General features: G+C 60.4%; 24 protein-coding genes. 10 read left to right on the forward strand and 14 right to left on the reverse strand.

Annotated elements, in window-relative coordinates:
* Positions 1 to 24: 24 nt before the first annotated feature.
* The 7 genes from KGB14_RS21985 to KGB14_RS22015 all read right to left on the reverse strand — a co-directional run bounded on the left by KGB14_RS21985 (position 25) and on the right by KGB14_RS22015 (position 7,833).
* Positions 25 to 657, reverse strand: a complete 633-nt coding sequence (locus tag KGB14_RS21985) for a DUF1842 domain-containing protein (protein ID WP_223488790.1) — start codon at positions 655 to 657, stop codon at positions 25 to 27.
* 40 nt (positions 658 to 697) lie between these two features.
* Entirely contained in the window at positions 698 to 886 is a 189-nt protein-coding gene (locus KGB14_RS21990; protein WP_223488791.1) for a DUF1843 domain-containing protein, read from the reverse strand.
* A 305-nt stretch (positions 887 to 1,191) separates the two neighbouring features.
* Positions 1,192 to 2,352: an iron-containing alcohol dehydrogenase gene (locus KGB14_RS21995; RefSeq protein ID WP_223488792.1), complete on the reverse strand. Its 1,161-nt coding sequence runs from the start codon at positions 2,350 to 2,352 to the stop codon at positions 1,192 to 1,194.
* Positions 2,353 to 2,355: 3 nt separating this feature from the next.
* Entirely contained in the window at positions 2,356 to 3,747 is a 1,392-nt protein-coding gene (locus tag KGB14_RS22000; RefSeq protein WP_223488793.1) for an aldehyde dehydrogenase family protein, read from the reverse strand.
* 7 nt (positions 3,748 to 3,754) lie between these two features.
* A complete protein-coding gene (locus KGB14_RS22005) occupies positions 3,755 to 5,128 on the reverse strand; it encodes a glutamine synthetase family protein (RefSeq protein WP_223488794.1) in 1,374 nt (457 codons plus the stop codon).
* 204 nt (positions 5,129 to 5,332) lie between these two features.
* Entirely contained in the window at positions 5,333 to 7,090 is a 1,758-nt protein-coding gene (locus KGB14_RS22010) for an L-lactate permease (protein WP_223488795.1), read from the reverse strand.
* Positions 7,091 to 7,191: 101 nt separating this feature from the next.
* Entirely contained in the window at positions 7,192 to 7,833 is a 642-nt protein-coding gene (locus KGB14_RS22015; protein WP_223488796.1) for a TetR/AcrR family transcriptional regulator, read from the reverse strand.
* 101 nt (positions 7,834 to 7,934) lie between these two features.
* On the opposite strand from KGB14_RS22015, the gene KGB14_RS22020 reads away from it, so the two are divergent.
* Positions 7,935 to 8,588, forward strand: coding sequence for an NAD(P)H-dependent oxidoreductase (locus tag KGB14_RS22020; protein ID WP_223488797.1), 654 nt, complete (start codon positions 7,935 to 7,937; stop codon positions 8,586 to 8,588).
* A gap of 186 nt (positions 8,589 to 8,774) precedes the next feature.
* Here KGB14_RS22020 and KGB14_RS22025 read toward each other — a convergent pair whose 3' ends face one another.
* The gene (locus KGB14_RS22025) at positions 8,775 to 9,896 is read right to left on the reverse strand and encodes a P1 family peptidase (protein ID WP_223488798.1); all 1,122 of its coding nucleotides are present in this window, start codon (positions 9,894 to 9,896) and stop codon (positions 8,775 to 8,777) included.
* Positions 9,897 to 10,055: 159 nt separating this feature from the next.
* Entirely contained in the window at positions 10,056 to 11,159 is a 1,104-nt protein-coding gene (locus KGB14_RS22030) for a polyamine ABC transporter substrate-binding protein (RefSeq protein ID WP_223488799.1), read from the reverse strand.
* Between the two features lie 111 nt (positions 11,160 to 11,270).
* Between KGB14_RS22030 and KGB14_RS22035 the strand changes: the two genes are divergently transcribed.
* Positions 11,271 to 12,044, forward strand: a complete 774-nt coding sequence (locus KGB14_RS22035) for a helix-turn-helix transcriptional regulator (RefSeq protein ID WP_223488800.1) — start codon at positions 11,271 to 11,273, stop codon at positions 12,042 to 12,044.
* A gap of 84 nt (positions 12,045 to 12,128) precedes the next feature.
* On the opposite strand, the gene KGB14_RS22040 is transcribed toward KGB14_RS22035, so the two are convergent.
* Positions 12,129 to 13,067, reverse strand: a complete 939-nt coding sequence (locus KGB14_RS22040) for a class I SAM-dependent methyltransferase (protein ID WP_223488801.1) — start codon at positions 13,065 to 13,067, stop codon at positions 12,129 to 12,131.
* A 202-nt stretch (positions 13,068 to 13,269) separates the two neighbouring features.
* On the opposite strand from KGB14_RS22040, the gene KGB14_RS22045 reads away from it, so the two are divergent.
* Positions 13,270 to 13,677 carry a response regulator gene (locus KGB14_RS22045; protein ID WP_223488802.1) on the forward strand — a complete coding sequence of 136 codons (408 nt, stop codon included), beginning with the start codon at positions 13,270 to 13,272 and terminating at the stop codon, positions 13,675 to 13,677.
* A 69-nt stretch (positions 13,678 to 13,746) separates the two neighbouring features.
* Positions 13,747 to 14,415 carry an HAD-IA family hydrolase gene (locus tag KGB14_RS22050; protein ID WP_223488803.1) on the forward strand — a complete coding sequence of 223 codons (669 nt, stop codon included), beginning with the start codon at positions 13,747 to 13,749 and terminating at the stop codon, positions 14,413 to 14,415.
* Positions 14,416 to 14,522: 107 nt separating this feature from the next.
* Here KGB14_RS22050 and KGB14_RS22055 read toward each other — a convergent pair whose 3' ends face one another.
* Entirely contained in the window at positions 14,523 to 15,182 is a 660-nt protein-coding gene (locus KGB14_RS22055) for a methyltransferase family protein (protein ID WP_223488804.1), read from the reverse strand.
* Positions 15,183 to 15,422: 240 nt separating this feature from the next.
* On the opposite strand from KGB14_RS22055, the gene KGB14_RS22060 reads away from it, so the two are divergent.
* Positions 15,423 to 16,379 carry a pyridoxal-phosphate dependent enzyme gene (locus tag KGB14_RS22060; protein WP_223488805.1) on the forward strand — a complete coding sequence of 319 codons (957 nt, stop codon included), beginning with the start codon at positions 15,423 to 15,425 and terminating at the stop codon, positions 16,377 to 16,379.
* A 36-nt stretch (positions 16,380 to 16,415) separates the two neighbouring features.
* Here the strand turns inward: KGB14_RS22060 and KGB14_RS22065 are convergent, their stop codons facing one another.
* Positions 16,416 to 16,721, reverse strand: a complete 306-nt coding sequence (locus tag KGB14_RS22065; protein WP_223488806.1) for a DUF2388 domain-containing protein — start codon at positions 16,719 to 16,721, stop codon at positions 16,416 to 16,418.
* On the opposite strand from KGB14_RS22065, the gene KGB14_RS22070 reads away from it, so the two are divergent.
* The 3 genes from KGB14_RS22070 to KGB14_RS22080 all read left to right on the forward strand — a co-directional run bounded on the left by KGB14_RS22070 (position 16,663) and on the right by KGB14_RS22080 (position 18,801).
* Positions 16,663 to 17,022 carry a hypothetical protein gene (locus KGB14_RS22070; protein ID WP_223488957.1) on the forward strand — a complete coding sequence of 120 codons (360 nt, stop codon included), beginning with the start codon at positions 16,663 to 16,665 and terminating at the stop codon, positions 17,020 to 17,022. The two genes, KGB14_RS22065 and KGB14_RS22070, sit on opposite strands and share 59 nt — an antisense overlap.
* Before the next feature lie 15 nt (positions 17,023 to 17,037).
* Positions 17,038 to 18,141 (forward strand): NAD(P)/FAD-dependent oxidoreductase, encoded by a 1,104-nt coding sequence (locus KGB14_RS22075; protein ID WP_223488807.1) that lies wholly within the window; start codon positions 17,038 to 17,040, stop codon positions 18,139 to 18,141.
* Positions 18,142 to 18,294: 153 nt separating this feature from the next.
* The gene (locus KGB14_RS22080; RefSeq protein WP_223488808.1) at positions 18,295 to 18,801 is read left to right on the forward strand and encodes a DinB family protein; all 507 of its coding nucleotides are present in this window, start codon (positions 18,295 to 18,297) and stop codon (positions 18,799 to 18,801) included.
* A gap of 145 nt (positions 18,802 to 18,946) precedes the next feature.
* On the opposite strand, the gene KGB14_RS22085 is transcribed toward KGB14_RS22080, so the two are convergent.
* Together KGB14_RS22085 and KGB14_RS22090 are read right to left on the reverse strand one after the other, a co-directional pair.
* Positions 18,947 to 20,341, reverse strand: a complete 1,395-nt coding sequence (locus tag KGB14_RS22085; protein WP_223488809.1) for a sensor histidine kinase — start codon at positions 20,339 to 20,341, stop codon at positions 18,947 to 18,949.
* Complete coding sequence (locus tag KGB14_RS22090) at positions 20,319 to 21,002, reverse strand: response regulator transcription factor (protein ID WP_223488810.1); 684 nt, start codon at positions 21,000 to 21,002, stop codon at positions 20,319 to 20,321. The genes KGB14_RS22085 and KGB14_RS22090 overlap by 23 nt, the downstream gene beginning before the upstream one ends.
* 159 nt (positions 21,003 to 21,161) lie before the next feature.
* On the opposite strand from KGB14_RS22090, the gene KGB14_RS22095 reads away from it, so the two are divergent.
* Positions 21,162 to 21,485, forward strand: a complete 324-nt coding sequence (locus KGB14_RS22095) for a hypothetical protein (protein WP_223488953.1) — start codon at positions 21,162 to 21,164, stop codon at positions 21,483 to 21,485.
* A 112-nt stretch (positions 21,486 to 21,597) separates the two neighbouring features.
* Positions 21,598 to 22,137, forward strand: a complete 540-nt coding sequence (locus tag KGB14_RS22100) for a hypothetical protein (protein WP_223488811.1) — start codon at positions 21,598 to 21,600, stop codon at positions 22,135 to 22,137.
* Positions 22,138 to 22,220: the final 83 nt, after the last annotated feature.

Consider the following 22,220-nt stretch of genomic DNA (forward strand, 5'->3'; position numbering starts at 1 on the left):
AAGTCGGCATGTTTCGTGGTCGGGTCAGCGGCGTTCCTGCCGGCTGATTTCGCCCTTGGCCGTTTCAAGCGCACTCTGCAATTGGGGTTGCTGATCCAGTTGTTGTTGAGCCAGGCGCGACAGGTTTTTCATCTGGGCCAGGTCACCGCTGGCAATGGCACTTTGAATCGGTGCGGCATACAACGGCATGATCGGTGGATATGCCGGAATGACCGGGCCGGGTTCCAAAGGCACTGCATAGGCTTTGGAAGGCACCGATTCGACGAGATGGGCGGGAGCATTGACCTTGACCCATCGCTGGCCATTGAAGTACTCGTAATTGGCAACCCCTTCTTTCCAGTCGCTACCCACCACCAGGTGCAGCTTGAAATTCACGATGGAGTTTGAACCCGGGCCGCCATTATTACCTTGAGCGGTGATCAGGATCTTGCTGACTCCCGGTTTCATAACTGTCATGTAGGTGTATTCGCCCCAGACATCGGAGTGCACATCCAGCGGCGGGTTGGTTGCCTGAGTGATTGTGGCAGTGCCGCTGACCGTTTGCTCAGGGGTAAAAACCAGAAGATTGAGTGCCAGACTTTGTGCACCTGGCATCGAAGTACCAATTCGGTAGCAGAGTGGGAACAAACCGACAGGTTGTTGATTAGAACCAGACATAATTATTGCCTCCATTGCAATAGGGGAACGGAAACAGCGATCAGTGCTTTTCCAGGCGTGCGACTTCCTTCGCCAAATTTTCGTAGGCGGAACTGAGTTCTTTGTTTTCAGGTGTGGATACATCGCGTTGTTTCAACAGCGTCTTCATTTGTGGCAGGTCGCCTGCCTTGATCGCGCTTTGAATGGCCACCCCATAGGGGGGCATGCTATGGCGAGTTGAACTGCTCATAACGATTCCTTCCGTGGTGTTTGCGGGCACTGCTCTCATCAGCAGTTTTTGCAGTTAAGCAGGCGCGGATAAATATGCAATGGACATTGGAAGAGTAATTTTTAATATTATTTTATTAATAGCGATCGGTTAGGAGTTATTTGTTCAATATTAAGATTGGCGATGAAAAAAACCGGGTTCAGTTATTTCTTCATAAGCGATAAGTATCGTTATCGCCATTAATGAAGGGTTATCAACACAGCGTTAAAACAGATGAAAACCATCCACTTTGTGTGTTCAAACCCGGTCCTGGACAGACGATAGCGCTAGAGACGACCGTGGTAAGCCGCGTCGAAAATTTCTGCCGCCCCCGTTCGTGTCAATGGCAGCGGGTTGCCGCCGGCGCAGGGATCGACAATCGCCATGTCCGCGATCAAATCGGCCTGCTTGTCATCCACCCCCAGTTCAAACAGCGTATGGGGCACGCCGATGTCTTTGCGCAGCTTGAGGACGAAGGCCAGAAAGCTGTCGAAGCCCGGGGAGGGCAGACGCAGGTAAGCCGCCAGACGGGTGATGCGTTCCTCGATGGCCGGGCGGTTGAACTTGAGCACATAGGGCATGAAGGTGGCATTGGTCATGCCGTGGTGGGTGTCGTACAGGGCGCCCACCGGATGCGCGAGTGCGTGCATGCCACCCAGACCTTTCTGGAAAGCGGTGGCGCCCATCGCCGCAGCCGCCAGCATTTGCGCGCGCGCGTCGAGGTCGGAGGGGGTGTGTACGGCGCGTACCAGGGCATTGGAAACCAGGCGCATGCCTTCCACCGCAATGCCTTCGGCCATGGGATGAAAACCGGGAGCGCAGTACGACTCCAGGCAATGGGCAAACGCATCCATGCCGGTGCCGGCGGTGACTTTTGCCGGCATGCCGACGGTGAGGGCGGGGTCGCTGATGACCACCCGCGGCATCATTTTCGGGTGAAAAATGATGCGTTTGGTGTGCGTGCTTTCGTCGATGATCACCGCCGCGCGGCCGACTTCGGAACCCGTGCCCGCAGTGGTTGGCACCGCGATCACCGGGGCGATATTGCCTTCGTCGGCCCGTGTCCAGTAGTCGCCGATGTCTTCGAAATCCCAAACCGGGCGCGTCTGGCCGCTCATGAACGCGATGAGCTTGCCCATATCCAGGCCGCTGCCACCGCCGAAGGCGACCACGCCATCGTGTTTGCCGGCGCGCCAGGCGTCGAGTCCTCCAGCCAGATTGGCTTCGATCGGATTCGGTTTAAGGTCGCAAAACAGCGCAACGCCAAGGCCGGCGGCGCGCAAGGATTCCAGCGCCGCCGTGGTGATCGGGGCACGCGCCAGGCCACTGTCGGTGACCAGCAACGGTCGCTGGATCCCTTGGCTGCGGCAGACCTCGGCCAGCTCGGCGATGCGGCCGACGCCAAAGCGGATGCTCGTGGGGTAGTTCCAGTTCGCGGTCAGGCTCATGGCTCAGATCTCGTGGCGCAGATGGAAGGATTTTGCTCGGGTCAGGTGTTCATAGCCAAGGCGCGACAGCGTTACGCCGCGCCCGCTGTGCTTCACCCCGGTCCAGGCCAGGGCCGGGTCCAGGTAATCGCAGCGGTTCATGAACACGGTGCCGGTGATGATCTCGTCGCCGATGCGTTCGGCGGCGGCGAGGTCTTGGGTCCAGATAGAAGCGCTGAGCCCGAACTCACTGTCGTTCATCAGGGCGATGGCTTCGTCGTCGCTGGCCACCGGCATGATGCCGACCACCGGGCCAAAACTTTCCTCGCACATCACCGACATTTTATGGGTGACGTCTACCAATACCTGCGGCGCGAGGTAGGCGCTGCCTGGCGCATCGGCGGGAAAGTCCTTTGGATCGATCAGCCCCCGGGCCCCTTGTGACAGCGCATCGGCGACCTGCTTGCGAACGAATTCAGCGGCGCTCGGCGTGACCAGCGGGCCGAGGGTGGTGGCTTCATCCAGCGGGTTGCCGAGTACGTATTGGCGGGTCAAGGCGGCGAAGCGCTCGACAAAGGCCGGGTAAATTTTTTCATCGACATAGATACGTTCGACGGCGCAACAGCTCTGTCCGGAGTTGAAGAAGCTGCCGTCCACCAGATTTTCCACCGCATGCTCAAGGTTGGCGTCTGCCCGGACGTAGGCCGGGTCTTTGCCGCCGAGCTCCAGACCCACGCCGAGGAAGCGGCCCATGGCGGCGGCTTCGATGGCCTTGCCGGCGTCGACCGAACCGGTGAAGTTCACTTGGTGCACGCGTTCTGAAGCGATGATCGCGGCGGTCTGCTCATGATCGAGCAGCAGGTTGTGAAACAGGCCATCGGGCAGATTGGCGCGGCGCAAAGCCTCGGTGAAACGTTCGCCCACCAGCAGCGTTTGTGACGCGTGCTTGAGGATCACGCTGTTGCCCGCCATCAGCGCCGGAATGATCGTATTCACCGCCGTCAGGTAGGGGTAATTCCAGGGCGCGACGACCAGCACCGTACCCAGCGGCTCGCGTTTGATATAGCGCCGAAATCCGGCGACAGGCGCAGGTTCAATTGCTGCCAACACCTCAGGCGCAATGGCGATCATGTGCCGGGCACGTTCTTCGAAACCGCGCAGCTCGCCGGCACCGAAGCGCACCGGGCGGCCCATTTGCCAGGCCAGCTCCGGCACGATCTCGGCCTTCATTGCCAGCATCGCGTCCACGGCGGCGCTGCATAACGCGGCGCGTTCGCTCAGTGGGCGATGCTTCCATTGCGCCTGGGCGGTGGCGGCAGACGCCAGGGCTTGCTCGATCTGCGCCGCATCGGCACGACGACGTTCGGCGTAGACCCGGCCATCGACCGGTGAGATGAGTTGAACGATCTCAGTCATGGTGTGCTCAATAGCGCTCGAAGCCGCGCTGCAGTTCCCAGTCGGTTATTCGCCGGTCGTACTCTTTCTGTTCCCATTCGGCGGTGTGCACGTAGTGGTCGATCACTTCATCACCGAACGCCTCGCGCAACATGCTCGACGCCTTGAGGGCGGCGCAGGCATCGCGCAGGGTCTTCGACACTTCAGGCAAGTGCTCGTCGACGTAGGCATCGCCCTCGAAGGGCGGCGCCAGGCTGAGTTTCTCGTCGATACCGGCCAGGCCCGCAGCGATCAAGGCGGCGAAGGCCAGATAGGGGTTGAGGTCGGCGCCGCCGATGCGGCATTCGATGCGGATGGCCTTGCTGCCTTCGGCGCACAAACGAAAGCCTGCGGTGCGATTGTCCCGACTCCAGACGGCCCGCGTCGGTGCAAACGTGCCGGCCTGAAAGCGTTTGTACGAATTGATGTAGGGCGCAAGAAAACAGGTGATGTCGTTGGCGTATTTGAGCTGACCGGCCACCCACGAGCGCATCAGTTTCGACATGCCGAACTCAGCCTTGGGATCGAAGAACAGCGGCTTCTTGGCATTTTTGTCCCACAGCGAATTGTGGACATGGCTGCTGGAACCGGCGGCGTCGTAGCGCCACTTGGCCATGAACGTGATCGCCTTGCCCTGCAGTTGCGCGATCTCTTTGCAAGCGTGCTTGATGATCACGTGGTGGTCGGCCATGGTCAGGGCGTCGGCATAACGGATGTTGATCTCTTCCTGCCCCGGGCCCCATTCACCCTTGGAGTTTTCCACGGGAATGCCGGATGCCTGCAGGTGTTTGCGAATCGCCCGCAGTACCGGCTCTTCGCGGGTGGTCTGGAGGATGTTGTAATCCTCGATGTAATGGCCGGCGGTCTTGGGCTTATGGTAATTGCGCTTGTGAATGGCCTCGTAACTCTCGTCGAACAGATAGAACTCCAGCTCAGAGGCGAACATGCCGGTATAACCGCGCTCGCGCAGGCGCTCGATCTGCTTTTTCAGGATCGCGCGCGGGCTGTGCGGCAGGTCTGTTCTGTGGTGATGATCGAGCACGTCGCAGAGCACCAGCGCCGTGCACTCAAGCCAGGGCACGCGCCGCAAGGTGGCCATGTCCGGTTTGAGCACAAAGTCGCCATAACCTTTGCTCCAGCTGGCCGCGGCGTAACCCGGCACCGGTTCCATGTCGATGTCGTCGGCCAGCAGGTAATTGCAGCAGTGGGTTTCTTCGTGGCCACTGTCGATGAAGAACTCGACCTGGAATCGTTTGCCGACCAGTCGCCCCTGCATATCAACCATGCAGACCAGCACGGTATCGATTTCGCCTGCGGCTGCGGCGCGCTTGAGTGCATCAAAACTGAGTAGGGGCTCGGTCATCACGTCAGTCCTGCGTGAAAAGTTTGGGCCTGTCTGAAGTAGCTGTTGCAGACGCTCTCCAGAAAAAACCAAAACCTGCAGAATCGAGCATCGTGAGCAATGAGCTGCTGGAAGCTTAGCCTACTGCTGCTGTGCGCAAGTTTTGGTCTGAGGTGAACGGCCCGGGCGGTGACCCCGGGCCATGGTGAATAGCCGCCGTCTCGGTCAATGCCCGCCCACCACCATATGGCTGAACGGCGCTACATACGCCTGCAACGTCACCAGCCCGCCGACCAGAATCGCCAGCACCACGGAGTGGAAAAACACGTAACGCAGAATTTCCCCTTCATGGCCGTACCAGCGGGTGGCGGTGGACGCGACCACGATTGACTGGGCGTCGACCATCTTGCCCATGACCCCGCCGGAACTGTTGGCCGCGGCCATCAGCACCGGGCTCAGGCCCAGTTGCTCGGAGGTTACCCGTTGCAAGCCGCCGAACAGCACGTTGGAGGCCGTGTCCGAGCCGGTCAGGGCAACGCCGAGCCAGCCAAGCAGGGTGCCGAACATCGGGTAGAAGATGCCCGTTGCAGCGAAGGCCAGGCCCATGGTGGCGTCGAGGCCCGAGTAGCGAGTGATAAAACCCAGAGCGAGCATGGCCACAATCGTGATGAGCGAGTAGCGCACCACCCATAGCGTTCGCACATATTGGTTCAGCAGCTGTGGGATGGAATAACCCATCAGCAGTCCGCCGAGGATCGCCGCCAGCAAGATGCCGCTGCCGGTGCTGGTGAACCAGGTGAACTTGTAGATCGCGTCTTCGGTTTTAGGCACGGGTACTACGGGCGGGACCTTCTCGATCTGTTGGTGAATCGTGGTGAAGGTCAACGTCGGGGCAAAAATCGGATTCGCCTCGCGCATCGGTTTGCCCTGAGGATCGAGCTTGGCCGAGTGGGTTTGCGGATCCATGGCGGGGCGGGTGTCGAACATGTTCTTGAAGCTTTGAGTGCCCCAGGCAAAGACGAAGACCGTGAGGATGATCCACGGCATCCACGCGCGCATCACGGCAGGCTTGGCATCGCTGGCAAAGGTCGCGCTGGGTTTCTCGTTCGGGTCTGTCTCCACCCTGGAGTTGTCGGCCCGGCCGGACAAGGCGGCGGAGGTATGCACGGTGGCTGGCTTCCAGACCTTGAGGAAAGCGGTCAGGCAGGCCATGGAAATCAGCGCGGCGATCACGTCCACCAACATCGGCCCGTGGTAGTTGGACACGAGGAACTGCGGTATGGCGAAACTGACCCCGGCAACCAGAATCGGCGGCCAGATTTCCAGCATCTTGCGCCAGCCGGCGAAGGCCCAGATCAGCCAGAAGGGCACGATGACCGAGAAAAACGGCAATTGCCGGCCAACCATCATCGACAGCTCCATTTCATCCAGCCCGGTCACTTTGGCCAGGGTGATGACAGGCGTGCCCAGGGCGCCGAACGCCACGGGCGCGGTATTGGCGATCAATGCCAGGCCAGACGCGGCCAGGGGCGAGAAGCCCAGCCCGATCAGAATGGCCCCGGTCACCGCCACGGGGGTGCCGAAACCGGCGGCTCCTTCGAAAAAAGCACCGAAGCAGAAGGCAATCAGCAGCAACTGCAGACGTCGATCGTCGGTGATGCGCGCCAGGGAATCCTGCAGCACTTTGAACGAGCCATTCTCGGTGGTCAGCCGGTGCAGGAAAATGATGTTGAGCACGATCCAGCCGATCGGCAGCATGCCGTTGGCGGCGCCGTAGAGTGCGGCCGAGCCCGCCATGTTCGCTGGCATGCCGAAGGCGAAAATCGCGATCAGCAAGGCCGAGCCCAGGGCCAACAACGCCGCCAGATGCGCCTTGATGTGGAAAAACGCCAGGGAGACCAGCATCACCACCACCGGCACCGCTGCCACGAAGGTTGATAGCACCGGGTTACCGAAGGGGTCGTAGACTTGCTGCCAGACCATGTTCCACCTCTGCTTTTTATTGTTGGTAGCGCAGGCCCCCGTGGGGGAAGGTGGTTTGTAGTATAGGTGGCATTACGCTGCTGTCCTGGCGGGGCAGCAGTTCAGGTTTCGAGGCTACCGCCAGTGCGTGCGCTCCTTTCGACCATCGCCACAATCGTTGCGAAAAGTTCGTCCTGTGCCTGCACTGGCGTGATTTCTTCAGTCGCGGCGGCATGGGACAGCGCCTCGGCTGCACCGAGCATCGCCCGAAGACTCGCTGGCGCGATATCACCCGTTCCGGCGAAGGGGAGGAGGGCGTTGCGGCACTTGTCCATGAAGATCGCTTCGTACTCGCGCTTGATCTTTTCCAGCTCGGGCGAACTGGTCAATGCGGCGATTACGCCGGGTATCTCGCGGCCCTGAAGAAGGACGCAATCAACATAAGACGAGGCGATGACCATGGCCTTGCTGGCCAGCGTCGGTTCACTGGTTTGAAGCGCGGTGTCCATGAGGGTGGTCTGACGCGCGTCGAACTCCTGATAAAGCGCCGCCAGCAGCCCGGGGCGGGTGGTGAAATGGTCGTAAACCACCGGTTTGGTAACCCCCGCCTGTTCGGCGAGCTGACCCAGGGTCAAGGCTTCCGTGCCCTCCTCTCGAACCAGCTGCCAGGCGACCTCCATCAACTGGCGCTGGCGCTCTTCCCGCGACATCCGGCGGCGCGGTGGCGGATTGGAATCCTGCTCAGGTGTTTCGGTGCTTGACATGCCTATATACCAAAAGTAGCTTACTGGTCGTAACTTACCAAGAGTATATAAGGCTCGCTTCAAGCCCTCAATCACTCATTCCGTAGCAGGAGTTTTTCGACATGCACGCGCTCGTTGTTGTGGCTCACCATGACCCTCAGTCGCTCACCCATAGCCTCGCGAGGCATATTGCCGAAGGTGTATCCGGGGCCAATCCGGACAACTCTTTCGAAATCGCAGACCTCTGGGCGCAAGGGTTCGATCCGAGGTTCGGCGCGGGCGATCTCGCCGTCCATCACCGGGAAGCCCCACCCCCTGCCGATGTTGCTGCCGAGCAGGCGAGGATCGATCGCGCCGATGTGCTGGTGCTGGTCTATCCGGTTTATTGGTGGTCGATGCCAGCGCTGCTCAAAGGCTGGATCGATCGGGTGTTCGCCAATGGCTGGGCGTTCGATTTCAGTGCGGATGCCAAGTTGGAGAAGAAGCTTCGCCATCTGCGGGTTCACCTTGTGGCTGTCGGTGGCGCCGATGCGGGAACCTATGCGCGCCACGGTTATGCCGACGCCATGAAGACGCAGATCGACCATGGGATCTTCGATTATTGCGGCGCCTGCGTTGTGACGTCCGTGCTGTTGCTCGAATCGGAAATTCAGGAGCCGACGGTTCATCTGGAGGCTGCGCGGGTGATCGGTCGTGATCTTTTCGGTGCATCCGGGCGCAATGACGCGGCTCAGGATATTCACCTTTGCCGACCGGTCAGCGCCGACGCTTTTTGACAGACAAAAAAAAGAGCCTCAAAGCTCTTTGATGGGGAGGAAGTAGAGCCCAGAGGCTCAAGATGCGCATGAAACAAGTGGTGAGCTTATTGGGGTTCAGTTCACTCACCACCTACGCAACGGCTTAAACCTCCAACCGCTACGTACAATAATCGTAAGAAAACGGAGGCTGGCACTCAAGTACCATTAGTCTAATCCTCCCGGCCAGCCTGCCTGGCGCAGTGCCTTGAGCAAGGTGTTGGCGCCCAGGCCTGGTACCGTATGGCCGTTGCCTTCGGTGGTGTTCGCGGCCAGCAGTGCATTGATGATGGCTTCTTCCACGGCTTCGGTGGCGGCCAGGAACAGTTCGCTGATGTGATCGTTGTTGACCATCCTCAGGTGATCGCAAGTAGGTGCGCCTTTGCCTTCGTAAGCGGCTGGCGGCACGTGCTGATTACCGGTGGCGAAGGCCACGAAAATATCGCCGCTGTGGTCTTCGTTGCCGCCACCGGTGCGGGCCAGGCCGAGGCTGGCACGTTGCGCGAGGCGCGTGCATTGGTGTGGCAAAAGAGGCGCGTCGGTGGCCAGGCAGACGACGATTGAGCCCATGCCCGGATGGGGCAGGGAGGCTTTGAGGAAGGGCGAGTCGACCTGCTCCATATAACGCCCCACCGGGTAACCGTCGACGCGCAATTCGTGGCGAATACCGTGGTTGGCCTGAACGATTGCGCCGACGGTCCAGCCTCCTTGGGCACCATTCAGCCGTCGCGATGCGGTGCCAATGCCGCCCTTGAATTCATGACAGATCATCCCGCTGCCACCGCCCACCGCGCCTTCGATGACCGGGCCGCCGACGGCTGCATGCAGAGCGTCGGCCACATGTTCAGGACGCACATGAAAACCGTTGATGTCATTGAGCAAACCGTCGAACGTTTCCAGCACCACGGGCATGTTCCAGTAAAGGCGCCCGTCGTCGGGTTGCTCCTGACGATCCAGAACAATCAGCGCATCGCGCACGATGCCCAGGCTGTGGGTATTGGTGAAGGCGATCGGGCTGGTCAGCAGACCGGCCTCGCGAATCCACTCAAGCCCCGTGGCGTCGCCATTACCGTTGAGTACATGGACACCGGCGAAGCATGGCTGTTGATTGGCGGAACCGGCGCGGGGCTCGATCAGCGTGACACCGGTGTAGATGTCGCGGCCGCTGGCGGTTTGTCCTCGCACATTGCTGTGGCCGACGCGTACGCCGGGCACATCGGTGATGGCGTTGAGGGGGCCGGGTTGCAGTTGGCCGAACTGAATGTTCAGGTCGCGGGCACGTGGTTTCATTGTGGTTCTCGTGTTCGATTCGTCTGAAAAAAGAGGCTTATTGGCCCGAAGGTGAACCTGTGGGAGCGGGCTTGCCCGCGAAGGCGGCACAGTCAACATTGATGTCGTCTGACACACCGCTTTCGCGAGCAAGCCCGCTCCCACAGGGTTTGCGTAGGTTTATTGACCGTTTTTCACCGTGCTCCAGACGCGAGTGCGTACGCGCTCGGTCGCCTTGGGCAGAGGTTCAAGGGTGAACAGCTTGGCCATGGCCTCGGCTGGTGGGTAAACGGCAGGGTTGTTGCGAGTCACCTCGGCCACCAGGCGGGTCGCACTGCGGTTGCCGTTGGGGTAGGACAGATGGTCGGTGACCGGGGCGATGACTTCGGGGCGCATCAAGTAGTCGATGAACGCCAGGCCTTGCTGCGGATGCGGCGCGTCCTTGAGCAGCACCAAGGTGTCGAACCACACCGGCGCACCTTCCTTCGGCAGGCTGTAGGCGATCTTCACGCCGTTGCCCGCCTGTTCGGCGTTGGTCTTGGCTTCCAGCATCGCGCCGGACCAACCCACCGCCACGCAGATGTTGCCGTTGGACAGGTCGCTGATGAACTTTGAAGAGTTGAAGTAGGCAATGTGCGGGCGCAGCTTGAGCAGCAGCGCCTGGACTTTCTTGTAGTCCTCGGGGTCGGTGCTGTTGGGCGGCAGGCCCAGGTAATGCAGCGCGACCGGCAGCATCTCCGAAGGCGAGTCGAGCATCGCCACGCCGCACCCGCCGAGCTTGGCCAGGTTCGCTTCGTTGAACACCAGCTCCCAGGAGTCCACGGGCGCCTTGTCGCCCAACGCGGCGCGGACTTTGTCGACGTTGTAGCCGATGCCGTTGGTGCCCCACAGATAGGGCACGGCGTATTGGTTACCCGGATCGTTGTTGGCCAGTTTCGCCAGCAGCCCGGTGTCCATGTTTTTGTAGTCAGGCATTTGCGCGCGGGGCAGTGGTGCAAGCGCCCCGGCCTTGATCAGCGTCGGCAGGCTGAAGTTGCTGGCCACCACCACGTCGTAGCCGCTGCGGCTGGTCATCAGTTTGCCTTCCAGGACTTCGGCGCTGTCGAAGGTGTCGTAAACCGGCTGGATCCCTGTGTCGCGCTTGAAATCCTGCAAGGTGTTGGGACCGATGTAGTCATACCAGTTGTAGACGTTTACGGTGGGAGCGTCAGCGGCGAATGCCGAAAGCGAAGCGCATAAACAGGCGCCCAGTCCCAGGTTGATATGCGAGCGATGACCACTCATGATGCGGCACTCCTGGCCTGCTGCAGGCCGGTGATGATCAGGTGCTTGCAGCGTATCGGCAGGCGGGGAACTCACCCATTCCCATCATGGGTTACTCGAAAGGGGTAGGGCGTGGACGCGTTGCTCAAGGAATTGCCGGTGCACCAGGGGCTGGCGCGGGTGTTTGGCGCGTTGGGGCAGGACGGGTTCTGGCGTGCGCTGGTGGACACCTTGCGCTTGCTGGTGCCGCTGGATAACGCATTGGTCGCGGTGATGCGCTCGGGGCGGGTGCCACGGCTGCTGATTGATTTCGACGCCAAGAGCGGTGCCGATGAGCATGAAGAACTGGCTGACTACAGCGCCGGCATGTACCTGCTCGACCCGTTCTATCAGGCCGTTTGTGCCGGTATTGCCGATGGCTTGCACAGCCTGGCCTCAGTGGCTCCCGACCAGTTTCAGCAGAGCGAGTATTACCTGAGCTACTTCCGCTCGGTGGTGGGGAGCGACGAGTTGCAGTTCATGGTCAACGTCGACGGCGCGGTGCTCGGTTTATCGTTGGGGCGCTCGACGGCGTTCACCCTTGAGGAGCAGGGCCGACTGCTGTGTGTGCGTGATTGGGTGCTGGCGGCCATGCGCCGTCACCTGCAGCTGATGCCGCCGGAAGGGTCGACCGCCGAGGCCGTGGCTGGCGATCTGGCGACCTTGCTGGATCGCTTCGATGCGCGTTTGTCGGTGCGCGAAGTCGAAACGGCGCGGCTGATTCTCCAGGGCTTCTCCAGCAAAGCCATCGCCCAGCAACTGGGTATTTCCCCGGAAACGGTGAAGGTGCATCGGCGCAATCTCTATCACAAGCTGAATGTGAATGGGCATGGGGAGCTGTTTGCGCTGGTGTTGCAGCCGCGTTGAATCAACATCAAAAGATCGCAGCCTTCGCCAGCGCCCTCAGGCGCGTAGGAGCTGCCGCAGGCTGCGATCTTTTGATCTTTTGAATTAACCCTGCCTGAACACCAAGGCCTTCAACCCGCACTCGACATCGGCATCGGGAAACTCCGGCGGATTCTCCAGCCGCTGCTCAAACCGCAGGCTCGGCGCTTCGCGGGTGACGCCATCGATGAGAAAGTCCGCACCGAGGGCCGGGTCGTTCATGCAGGCCAGTACCGTGCCCTGAGGGCTGAGCAATTCCGGCAGACGACGCAGCACGCGCTGGTAATCCTTGGTCAACAGAAAACTGCCCTTCTGAAAGGACGGCGGGTCGATGATCACCAGGTCATACGGCCCCTTGCCGATCACCTTGCCCCAGGACTTGAACAGGTCATGGCCAAGAAAAGTCACCTTGCTCAGGTCGTGTCCGTTCAGTCGGTGGTTGTCGCGCCCACGGCTCAGGGCCGGACTGGACATGTCCAGATTGACCACGTGTTCGGCACCGCCCTCGATGGCCGCCACCGAGAAACCGCAGGTATAGGCGAACAGATTCAACACGCGCTTGCCCTGAGCATTGGCCCGCACCCAATCGCGGCCGTAGCGCATGTCGAGGAACAGGCCGGTGTTCTGTTTGCGGCCCAGGTCGACGCGATAATGCAAGCCGCCCTCAGTGATCGTCATCTCCTCGATCGGCTCCCCGAGCAGCCATTCGGTGGTGCTTTGCAGCAGATAGCGATGTTGCAGCAGCAAGGTGTGCGCGCCGGATTGCTTCCACTCTGGCGCCTGAGTGATCTCCATCAGCAATCGCTTCAAATCTTCCAACTGTGCAGGGTCTGGCTCCTTGAACAGCGAAACCAGCACCACGCCCTGCAGCCAATCGACTGTCAATTGCTCCAGCCCCGGCCAGCAGCGGCCACGGCCGTGGAACAGCCGACGGGTTTCTGCGGGGGCGGCCGCGAGCGCTGTCAGCAAATGGTCGTGGAGGACGGAGAGGGCGTCTGGGGTCATCGGGCAAGGTCGGCAAAGTAGAAGGGGGCGCATTTTAACCACAATCAGGCGCTGACAAACGGTCATGTTTGTCGAGCTGGTCGGAGAATGTCCATGTCAGGTGTATCAAAAATGAATTTTCCACGAAGTCCGATGTTCATACCTGTAGGTGGCGGATTTGAGCCCGCGCAAATCATTTACGTAATCAGGGAGTGACACAGTCATGGGTCCAGTATCGACGGCGGGCGCGCACTTGTCTGACGGATTGATTCTTGTGGTTGAGGACGACCCGTTGATTCTGGAGTTTCTTTGCGAAATTCTTCAGGAGGAAGGCTTTGCGGTTGAACCGCAGGTCAGCGCGGACGCCGCGTCGCAGTTTCTGGAGCAGCACGCGCCGGAGGTAGGACTGTTGCTGACGGACATCACCATGCCGGGCAAACTCAATGGCGCGGACCTGGCCAATCAGTTCGGCGACCGTTGGCCGGACAAACCGATCATGATCATGTCCGGCTTCGAAACCCCGAAAAGCTCCGGGGTCAAACATCGGGTTGCGTTCATCAAGAAACCTTGGGCGGTGGGGCAGTTGCTCGATTGCGTGCAAAGCGCCTTGCACTCGAACCGCCACCTGTAGGCGCTGCCGCAGGCTGCGCGGGTGATGTACATTGCTTGAAAATACTCGCCTGGTTCTGGAATTCGTCCTTTGTCCATTCAAGTCTCCGTGTTCAACACCTCGTACCGCGCCTTCCTGTTCGATATGGACGGAACGGTCCTCAATTCCATCGCCGCCGCCGAGCGGATCTGGACCACCTGGGCCCTGCGCCACGGTGTCGATGTCGATACCTTCCTGCCGACCATCCACGGTGTTCGCGCCATCGACACCATCAACCGTCTGGCCTTGCCCGGAGTGGACGCCGAAGCTGAAGCGGCGTGGATTACCGAGGCGGAAATCGAGGACGTGGAGGGGATTGTCGAGGTGTCTGGCGCGGCGAGTTTCCTGAATTCGCTGCCCGCCCACCAATGGGCCATCGTTACCTCCGCGCCACGGGCGCTGGCCTTGCGCCGAATGGCGGCGGCGGGTATTCCCGAACCTGGGGTGATGGTCACCGCCGAAGACGTCAATGCCGGCAAACCCGACCCTGCGGGCTATCGACTGGCTGCGCGCCGGTTAGGCGTCGAGCCCCCCGAGTGCCTGATCTTCGAAGATGCCGCCGTGGGGATTCGCGCAGGCGAGGCGGCGGGTGCCAACGTCATGGTCATCACCGCGACGCACGTTCATCCGCTTCAAACCCCACATGCCACGTTGGCCAGCTATGACTCGGTCGAGGCGCGAGTGGATCTCCACAGCCAAATCAGCCTGTACATACTTTAATGTGGGAGCGGGCTTGCTCGCGAAAGCGGTGTGTCAGTCGACATCCATGCTGGATGATAAACCGCCTTCGCGAGCAAGCCCGCTCCCACATTGGAGTTGTGAAGGGTTCAGTAGATTCCGGGAATCAATCGCCAGCTACGGGCGCAGTAAGCCTCGTATTCACTGCCAAATTGCGTGCGTAATAGCGCTTCTTCGGAGCGAATGCGAGCGATCAGTGGTATCAACATCAGCGCCACCAGCAGCAACCCGACCGCAGAACGAAACGCCAGCGCCCAGCCCACGCCATTGATCAGCAACCCCAGATAGCTGGGGTTGCGCAAGTTACGATAAATGCCGTCGGTGACCAGGCGGTGGCCCGGTTGAATCGCCACCAGTCCACTGAAACGTTTGCCCAGCACAAACACCGGCCACATCCGCAGTGCGCCTCCGCCGATGAACAGCAGCGCGCCCAGCCAACGTACGCCCTCGTCACCGAAGGTCCAGAAATCGATCCGGTCGGTGTAGGCCGGCAAATACCCACTCAACAATCCGAGCACCCCGAAGACCGGCAGTACCCAACGATTGGCCCGGTCTTCACGTACGCCGGAGCTCAGGTTGCCCTCGCTGAACAAGGAGATGATCGCCATCACCAGGGTTGCAAGCGCAATGACCACTAGCGGCGGATGGGAGAAAAAAGCCGCCAACCCGCCCAGTCCGAACACCGCGAGAGCGAGGTAGGCAAGGGTGGAGACGAGGGTGAAAAATGCGAGTTTGGCCGAGATGTTCATGACGGACTTCACATAGGACATAAAAGCAGTGTAGGAGCTGCCGCAGGCTGCGATCTTTTGATTTTGATTCAAAGATCAAAAGATCGCAGCCTGCGGCAGCTCCTACGCGGGGCATTGTGTTGTGGCCAAAACGGTAGACGTGGGACAGGCTGAACTAAGCTTGGATAAGAATGATTCCATTTGCGCACTCCCGGCGTATTGAACATCTCGACGATCCGGGAGCGCCACAAGGAGCACGCGATGCTTCACATCAGAACGCCCCTGATCCTGCACCCTGGCCTGTCGACCCCGACCCGGCGGATCTGGCTCAAACTGGAAAACCTGCAACCCAGCGGCTCGTTCAAACTGCGCGGCATGGGCCTTCTGTGCAGCCAGGCAGCGGAGCAGGGCAAGCGCAAAGTGGTCTGTCCTTCCGGTGGCAATGCCGGGTTGGCCACCGCCGTGGCCGCTGCGAGCCTCGGGTTGAAAGCCTGCATCGTAGTGCCGAACACCACCCCGGAAACCACCCGCGCCAGGATCAGGAAAACCGGTGCCGAGGTGATCGTCCACGGCAAGGTCTGGGACGAAGCGAATCAACGGGCCAAAGAACTCGCAAAGGGTGCGGATACCGAATACGTGCCTGCCTTCGATCATCCGGTGTTGTGGGAAGGGCACAGCACGATGGTCGATGAAATCCTTGAGGACTGTCCTCAGGTCGATGTGTTGGTGACGTCGGTGGGGGGCGGCGGTTTGCTGGCTGGCCTGCTCACCGGATTGATCCGTCATCAGCGCATGGACTGCCGGATCGTTGCGTGCGAAACCCAGGGCGCGGCGTCTTTCGCGGCCGCCATGAGTGCCGGGCACCCGGTCAGACTGCCGCGCATCGACACCGTCGCCACGTCACTTGGCGCGGCGCAAGTGGCGGCCTGGCCGGTGCAGCACATCCTCGACTTTGCGCACGAATGCGTGGTGCTCAGCGATGATGAGGCGATCATGGGGGTGGTTCGTTATGCCAACGACCTGCGCCAGTTGGTCGAGCCCGCGTGCGGCGTTTCATTGGCGGTGGCGTACCTTGACCATCCGGCCATTGCCGAGGCCCATGATGTGGTGATTGTGGTGTGCGGCGGCGTCAGCATCAGCGCGCAATTGGTTGCCGGCTGGGCACGTTTGTCCGCCGAGGTGGAAAAAAGCAGCGCTGAGGCAAGGCAGAGCCAGTGACACTATTGAAGTGTCGCTGGCTCTATCACTGAGGCTTTACTGGTTTTCCTGAACCAGAATGGCCTTGGCCAGATCCTCATCGCTTGCCTTCAGATCAGGATGGGTTTGCCGGATCTGTGTCAACACAGACTCCAGATAGGCACCGCGAATTGTCCCGCCGCTGGCAACAAAGCTGGAGGCGTCATCCCGGGCAGGGATCATCATTTTATGGTCCTTGAACGTCGAGTACAGCGATGCGGAGACCCCGGCCGAAGTGGCGACATCTTTTGCATCGACATCGGCCATGGCCGAACCAACGGGCAAACAAAGCACTAGTGAAGATATAAGCAACAGACGGCGCATGACGGCGTTCTCCGAAAGCGTAAAGGAAGTAACACATAATTTAGGATGCCTGGCAGCGCTCAGGAGTTCCCTGCCGATGCGAGATATGCACTGTCGACCGTTCAGAATCGATTGGCCCGGAACTCCTCCCTTAGATACCTGGAGCTACATCTTTGGTATTTCAGCGGCCGCCGAAGATCAAAAGATCGCAGGCTTCGCCAACTCCTGCATGGACCGTATACAACCGTGCTTCGTGGTCATGGCCATGTTGCTGGCGATAATCTTCAGCGTGGTCGATTATCGGGAGCGAGGGCTGGCTTGAATGAATGGAGGGCAGGTGAGCGTCGATATCGAATGCGTGGTGGTCGGGGCCGGGGTGGTCGGGCTGGCAGTGGCCAGGGCCCTGGCCCGGACCGGGCGAGAAGTGATTCTGGTCGAGGCGGGCGAGGGGATTGGCGTGGGCATCAGTTCACGCAATTCGGAAGTGATCCACGCCGGGATCTATTACCCGAGCGGCAGTCTCAAGGCGCAATTGTGCGTGGAGGGCAGGCAACGGCTGTACGCCTTCTGCGATGAGCGCTGTGTCGATTATCGGCGCCTGGGCAAGCTGATCGTGGCCAGCGATGACTCCCAGCGTCATGCCTTGCAGGCGTTGCTGGAGCAGGGCCGGCGCAACGGCGTCGATGACCTGCAATGGCTGGATGCCGGGCAGGCGCAAGCGCTTGAACCGGCGTTGTCCTGCGTTGCCGCGCTCTGGTCGCCGTCCACCGGTATTGTCGACTCCCATGCCTTGATGCTGGCGCTTCAGGCAGACGCCCAAGCGTGCGGTACTTCGATGGCCTTTCACACGCCGCTGGAATCGGCCCGTTGTACCGGGCACGGTTTCGAGCTGCACATGGGCGGTGCTCAGCCGATGACGTTGAGCTGTCGTCAGTTGATCAACTGCGCGGGATTGTCCGCGCCTGAAGTGGCGAGCCGGATCGAAGGCTTGCCAGCGCGGCACGTTCCCAAGGCCTGGTTGTGTAAGGGCAGCTATTTCAGTTTCAGCGGCCCGGCGCCGTTCCGGCATCTGGTTTACCCGGCACCGGAAAGCGCCGGGCTGGGCGTGCACATGACCCTGGACCTGGGTGGCCAGGCGCGTTTCGGGCCGGATGTCGAATGGGTCGAGCAAGTCGATTACCGCGTCGATCCGCGCCGTAGCGAAGGTTTCTATCAGGCGATCCGGCGTTACTGGCCGGCGTTGCCCGATGATGGCCTGCAACCGGCTTACAGCGGCATTCGCCCGAAAATCACCGGGCCGACCGAGCCGGCGGCCGACTTCGTTATCAGCGGCCCGAACGAGCATGGCGTGCCAGGGTTGGTCAACCTGTTCGGCATCGAATCACCGGGGCTGACCAGTTGCCTGGCGCTGGCCGAACGGGTGGTGCAGCGTCTGTCTTGATTTAGTTCACGACGAAATCCTGTAGCGGCTCCCACATGACGCCAGCAGCTACACGGATCGCGTTGCGCGAAGGTGCCGGTGATCGGCGGTTGCGATGGCGTTCACCACGAGGGCTATCCTTGGCAATGCGCCCATCGTCATGGGAGACCTCTGATGATCAACGTACGCACTGCCCGCATGCTCGCCGATTACAGGCGCTGGGCCGATCAGCGACTCTTCGACAGCCTCATGGCGCTGCCACCGGAAGAGCTCAACCGCAAACGGATGTCGGTGTTCAACAACATGATCGGCACCTTGAACCACATCTACGTGGTGGACTGCATCTGGCAAGCCCACCTGGAGGGCCGAGGGCACGACTTCAAAACCTCCCATGACTTGCTCCATACCGAACTCCCCGAGCTGCGAATGGCGCAACAGGAGATCGATCAATGGTTCTGTGGGTGGAGCGCGGCCCAGACCGACGATTCGCTGGATAAACCCATCGAATTCACCTTCGTGTCGGGGGAAAGCGGGGTCATGAGCGCCGGCGCGATGCTGTTGCATGTGGTCAACCACGCCAGTTATCACCGCGGCTGGGTGGTCCAGATGTACGTCGAGATTCCGGCCCTGCCGCCGATCACCGACCTTTCGGTGTTTCTGCGCGAGGTGCCGGGGTACTGAATCGAGTTTCCCGGCCCAAATCCAATGTGGGAGCGAGCCTGCTCGCGATGGCTGCTTACCAGTCAACATTGATGTTGTCTGACACTGCGCTATCGCGAGCAGGCTCGCTCCCACAAGGGGGATCTTCTGTGTGATGGAGATGGTGTCAGGCCTGAGAAATCAGGCTCTGCCGGCAATCGAGCACCAACAGCGCGCCACCCAGTTCGCTGCTACCGACTTCCAGCGTAAACCCATGCAGGCTGACAATCGCCGCGACGATCGACAGCCCCAGCCCGAAACCGCTTTTGGGGTTACCGCCCTCGGCACGATAGAAACGTTGAAACACCGCCTCCCGTTCGGCCAGCGCGATGCCGGGGCCGGAGTCGAGTACTTCAATGCGCGTATGCCCGGCATCATTGACCCCACGTAAAATCACCTCGCCACCCGGCGGTGTGAATTTGATCGAGTTGCTCAGCAAATTCGCCACGGCTTCGAACAGCAGCGCCCGGTCACCGTTCAGCCGAGGCAGGGACTCGGGCAGTTGCAGTTCAAAGGTCAGTTCACCTTCTTCGGCCAGCGGCAAGTAAAAGTCATGCAACTCTTGCAGCAACGGCACCGGGTCCAGTTGCACGAAACCCGAACGGCGCTGACGATCTTCCAGCTCGGAGATTCGCAACAGGCCACGGAAGCGCGCCATTAAGGTGTCCGCCTCGCCGAGTACGGAATCGAGTTGCACGGCCAGCGTCGAACCGTCTTCGGCCTGCTGCTGAATCCGGTACAGCTGCGCCCGCAGGCGTGTCAGCGGCGTGCGCAGGTCATGGGCGATGTTGTCGCACACGCCCTTGACCTCGTTCATCAAGCGCTCGATACGTTCGAGCATGGCGTTGACGATGGCGGCGAGCATGTCCAGTTCGTCGCGGCGGTTGGACAGCGGCAGGCGGCGGGTCAGGTCACCGGCGACGATGGCTTCGGCACTGGCCTGAATCGCCCGGATCCGCAGTAGCGGGCGCCGTCTTAATAAATGCCAGCCGGCGATGCCGGGCAGAATGGTCAGCGACACGCCCCACAGCAGGGCGTGCAGGATGATCCGGGTCACGGCAAACAACGAACCATTGTCCCGCACCAGCACCAGCCAGCGCCCGTCCAGGGTCCGGGTCGCCACGGCATCGCAACTGTCGGCGGGCAGGGTCGGGTCGTCGACGTCGACGCAGTCGCTGAGCATGTGAATCTTGCCGTCCAGTGGCAGGTCCTTGGGGATCTGACGCAAGTCTCCGCTGAGGTGGCGCTGCTGATTGTCGAACAGGCCATAGGCATCGATGCCGCGAATGTCGAAGGTCATGCTGGCGGCGAGGGCGTCCACCAGTTGCTCGCCCGAAAAGCGTGAAAACAGATGCTGGCGTTGCATCAGCGAATGCTTGGCCAGGGTGTCCAGGTAGCTGGAGACTTCGTAGTACATGACCCCCATGAGAATCCCGCTCCAGGCCACGAACAGCGAACTGTAGAGCGCCAGCAAGCGGCTGCTGGAGGAGCGCCAGCCTTTAGAGGGGTTCAGCAATGACATAACCCGAGCCTCGCACGGTCCGAATCAGTGGGACTTTGCCTGGCGGGTCGATCTTCTTGCGCAAACGGCCAATGTGCACGTCGATCAGGTTGGTGCCGGGGTCGAAGTGATAACCCCAGACCTCTTCGAAAATCATCATCCGCGACAGGATCTGCCCGGTGTTGCGCATCAGAAATTCCAGCAACTTGTACTCGGTGGGCAACAGCGTCAGCAATTGACCGTCGCGGCTGGCTTCGTGGCTGATCAGGTTCAGCTCCAGATCGGCCACGCGCAATGTGGTGGCCTGGGCGGTCACGGTGTTCTGCCGGCGCAGCAGGACTTCGACCCGGGCCGCCATTTCATCGGTGGCGAACGGTTTGGTCAGGTAATCGTCGCCACCGGCGCGCAGGCCGCGAACCCGTTCATCGACGTCGGAGAGGGCGCTGATCATCAGGATCGGCGTGGCCACACCCATGGTCCGTAGCGTCGTGACAATAGCCAGGCCATCGAGCTCCGGCAGCATGCGGTCGAGGGTGATCAGGTCATAGTCGCCGCTGACCGCGCGCGCCAGGCCTTCGCGGCCATTGTCGACCCAATCCACATCGAGGCCGTGGCTGCTCAGTTCGGCGACGATTTCCCGGGCGGTCACGGCGTCATCTTCGATGGTCAAAATGCGGGTCATGGGCTTGCCTGATAATCGGTTCAATACGAGTGGGCATCATTTTGCCAAGAATTTCGCACGGCTTTTTAAATTAACTTTCATGTGGTCTCGTGAGCCTGGTCGGAACGTTGATATCATCCGGCCATAACTCTAAAAGGAAGCTGCATTGTGCGCACTTTAATGGTTCGTGGCGCGATGCCAATGTTTTTGCTGTTGTTGTGCGTGTCCGGCTCATCCGCCTGGGCTGCCAACACGCCGTGTTCGGGGAAGAAGGGCGGCATCGATCGTTGCGACGGTGATCTGTTCCTGTGCAATGACGGCTCCATCAGCGGCTCGAAGAAAAGTTGCTCGGCGATGTTTGGCAGTAAAGAACAGGCGCGACCGCAGACGTTGTTACAGGATACCGATGGCTGCGCGTGCGGAACCGGTACGTTCTGCACCGGGCCAAGAGGCGGGGTGTATTGCCTGACGCCCGGCGGCAACAAGAGTTACAAGCGCAAGTAACTCAGGTAGAAGCGGCGTTTTTCTTTTCGGCCCCTGATGCAACGAGAATCCCCCTGCAGGCGCACAATGCGCTTCCACTTTTCATTTCGTGTTGCCTCACAGGAGAACTACCTTGGACAAAAAGGAAAGCAAACGGCAACTGGTGGCGATGCTCGAAAGCGGGCATTCGAAGACCGAAATTTTCAAGACGCTGTCCGGCGGGGAGGTCAAGGATCGGGTGCTGGCGTACTGGATCGGTGCCCATGCGGACCCTGCGCTGTGTCAGCGGCACTCCGGCAAGATCAAGACGTTACTTTTTCTGACGATTGCTCAAGCGTTGCTGGGTGCCATCTTCGGCTTCTTCCTCGGCTTGACGATCGGGCCAGGTGCCGCCGTGTTTTTTGCCCTGTTTGCCGCCGGGGTGCCGCTGCTGTTCGCCTGGGGTTTTTATAAGAACGTTGCGCAGGCCTACACCATTTACGTGATCCTGTCCCTGAGCCAGTCTCCACGAATGTTCCAGGGGTTTGACGAGGATCCGGTGCTGACGCTCGTCGGTGCCGGGATCACCCTGGGCATGGTGTTTTTTGTCGCTTACCTCAAAACACTGCTGTTCCCGGATCTGGGATTCCTCGGCTCGAAGAAGGTCAAAGGGCGCTACGTGTTTTCCAGCTGACGACCGAAATCGAGCGCGGCAGCTTTTACTGGCCTGGATCAACATTCCGTTCGGCGATATGCCTTACGGTGAACAATCCAGGC

This window comes from Pseudomonas sp. A-RE-19, from assembly GCF_019956555.1.
In the GTDB taxonomy this organism is placed as follows: Bacteria; Pseudomonadota; Gammaproteobacteria; order Pseudomonadales; family Pseudomonadaceae; genus Aquipseudomonas.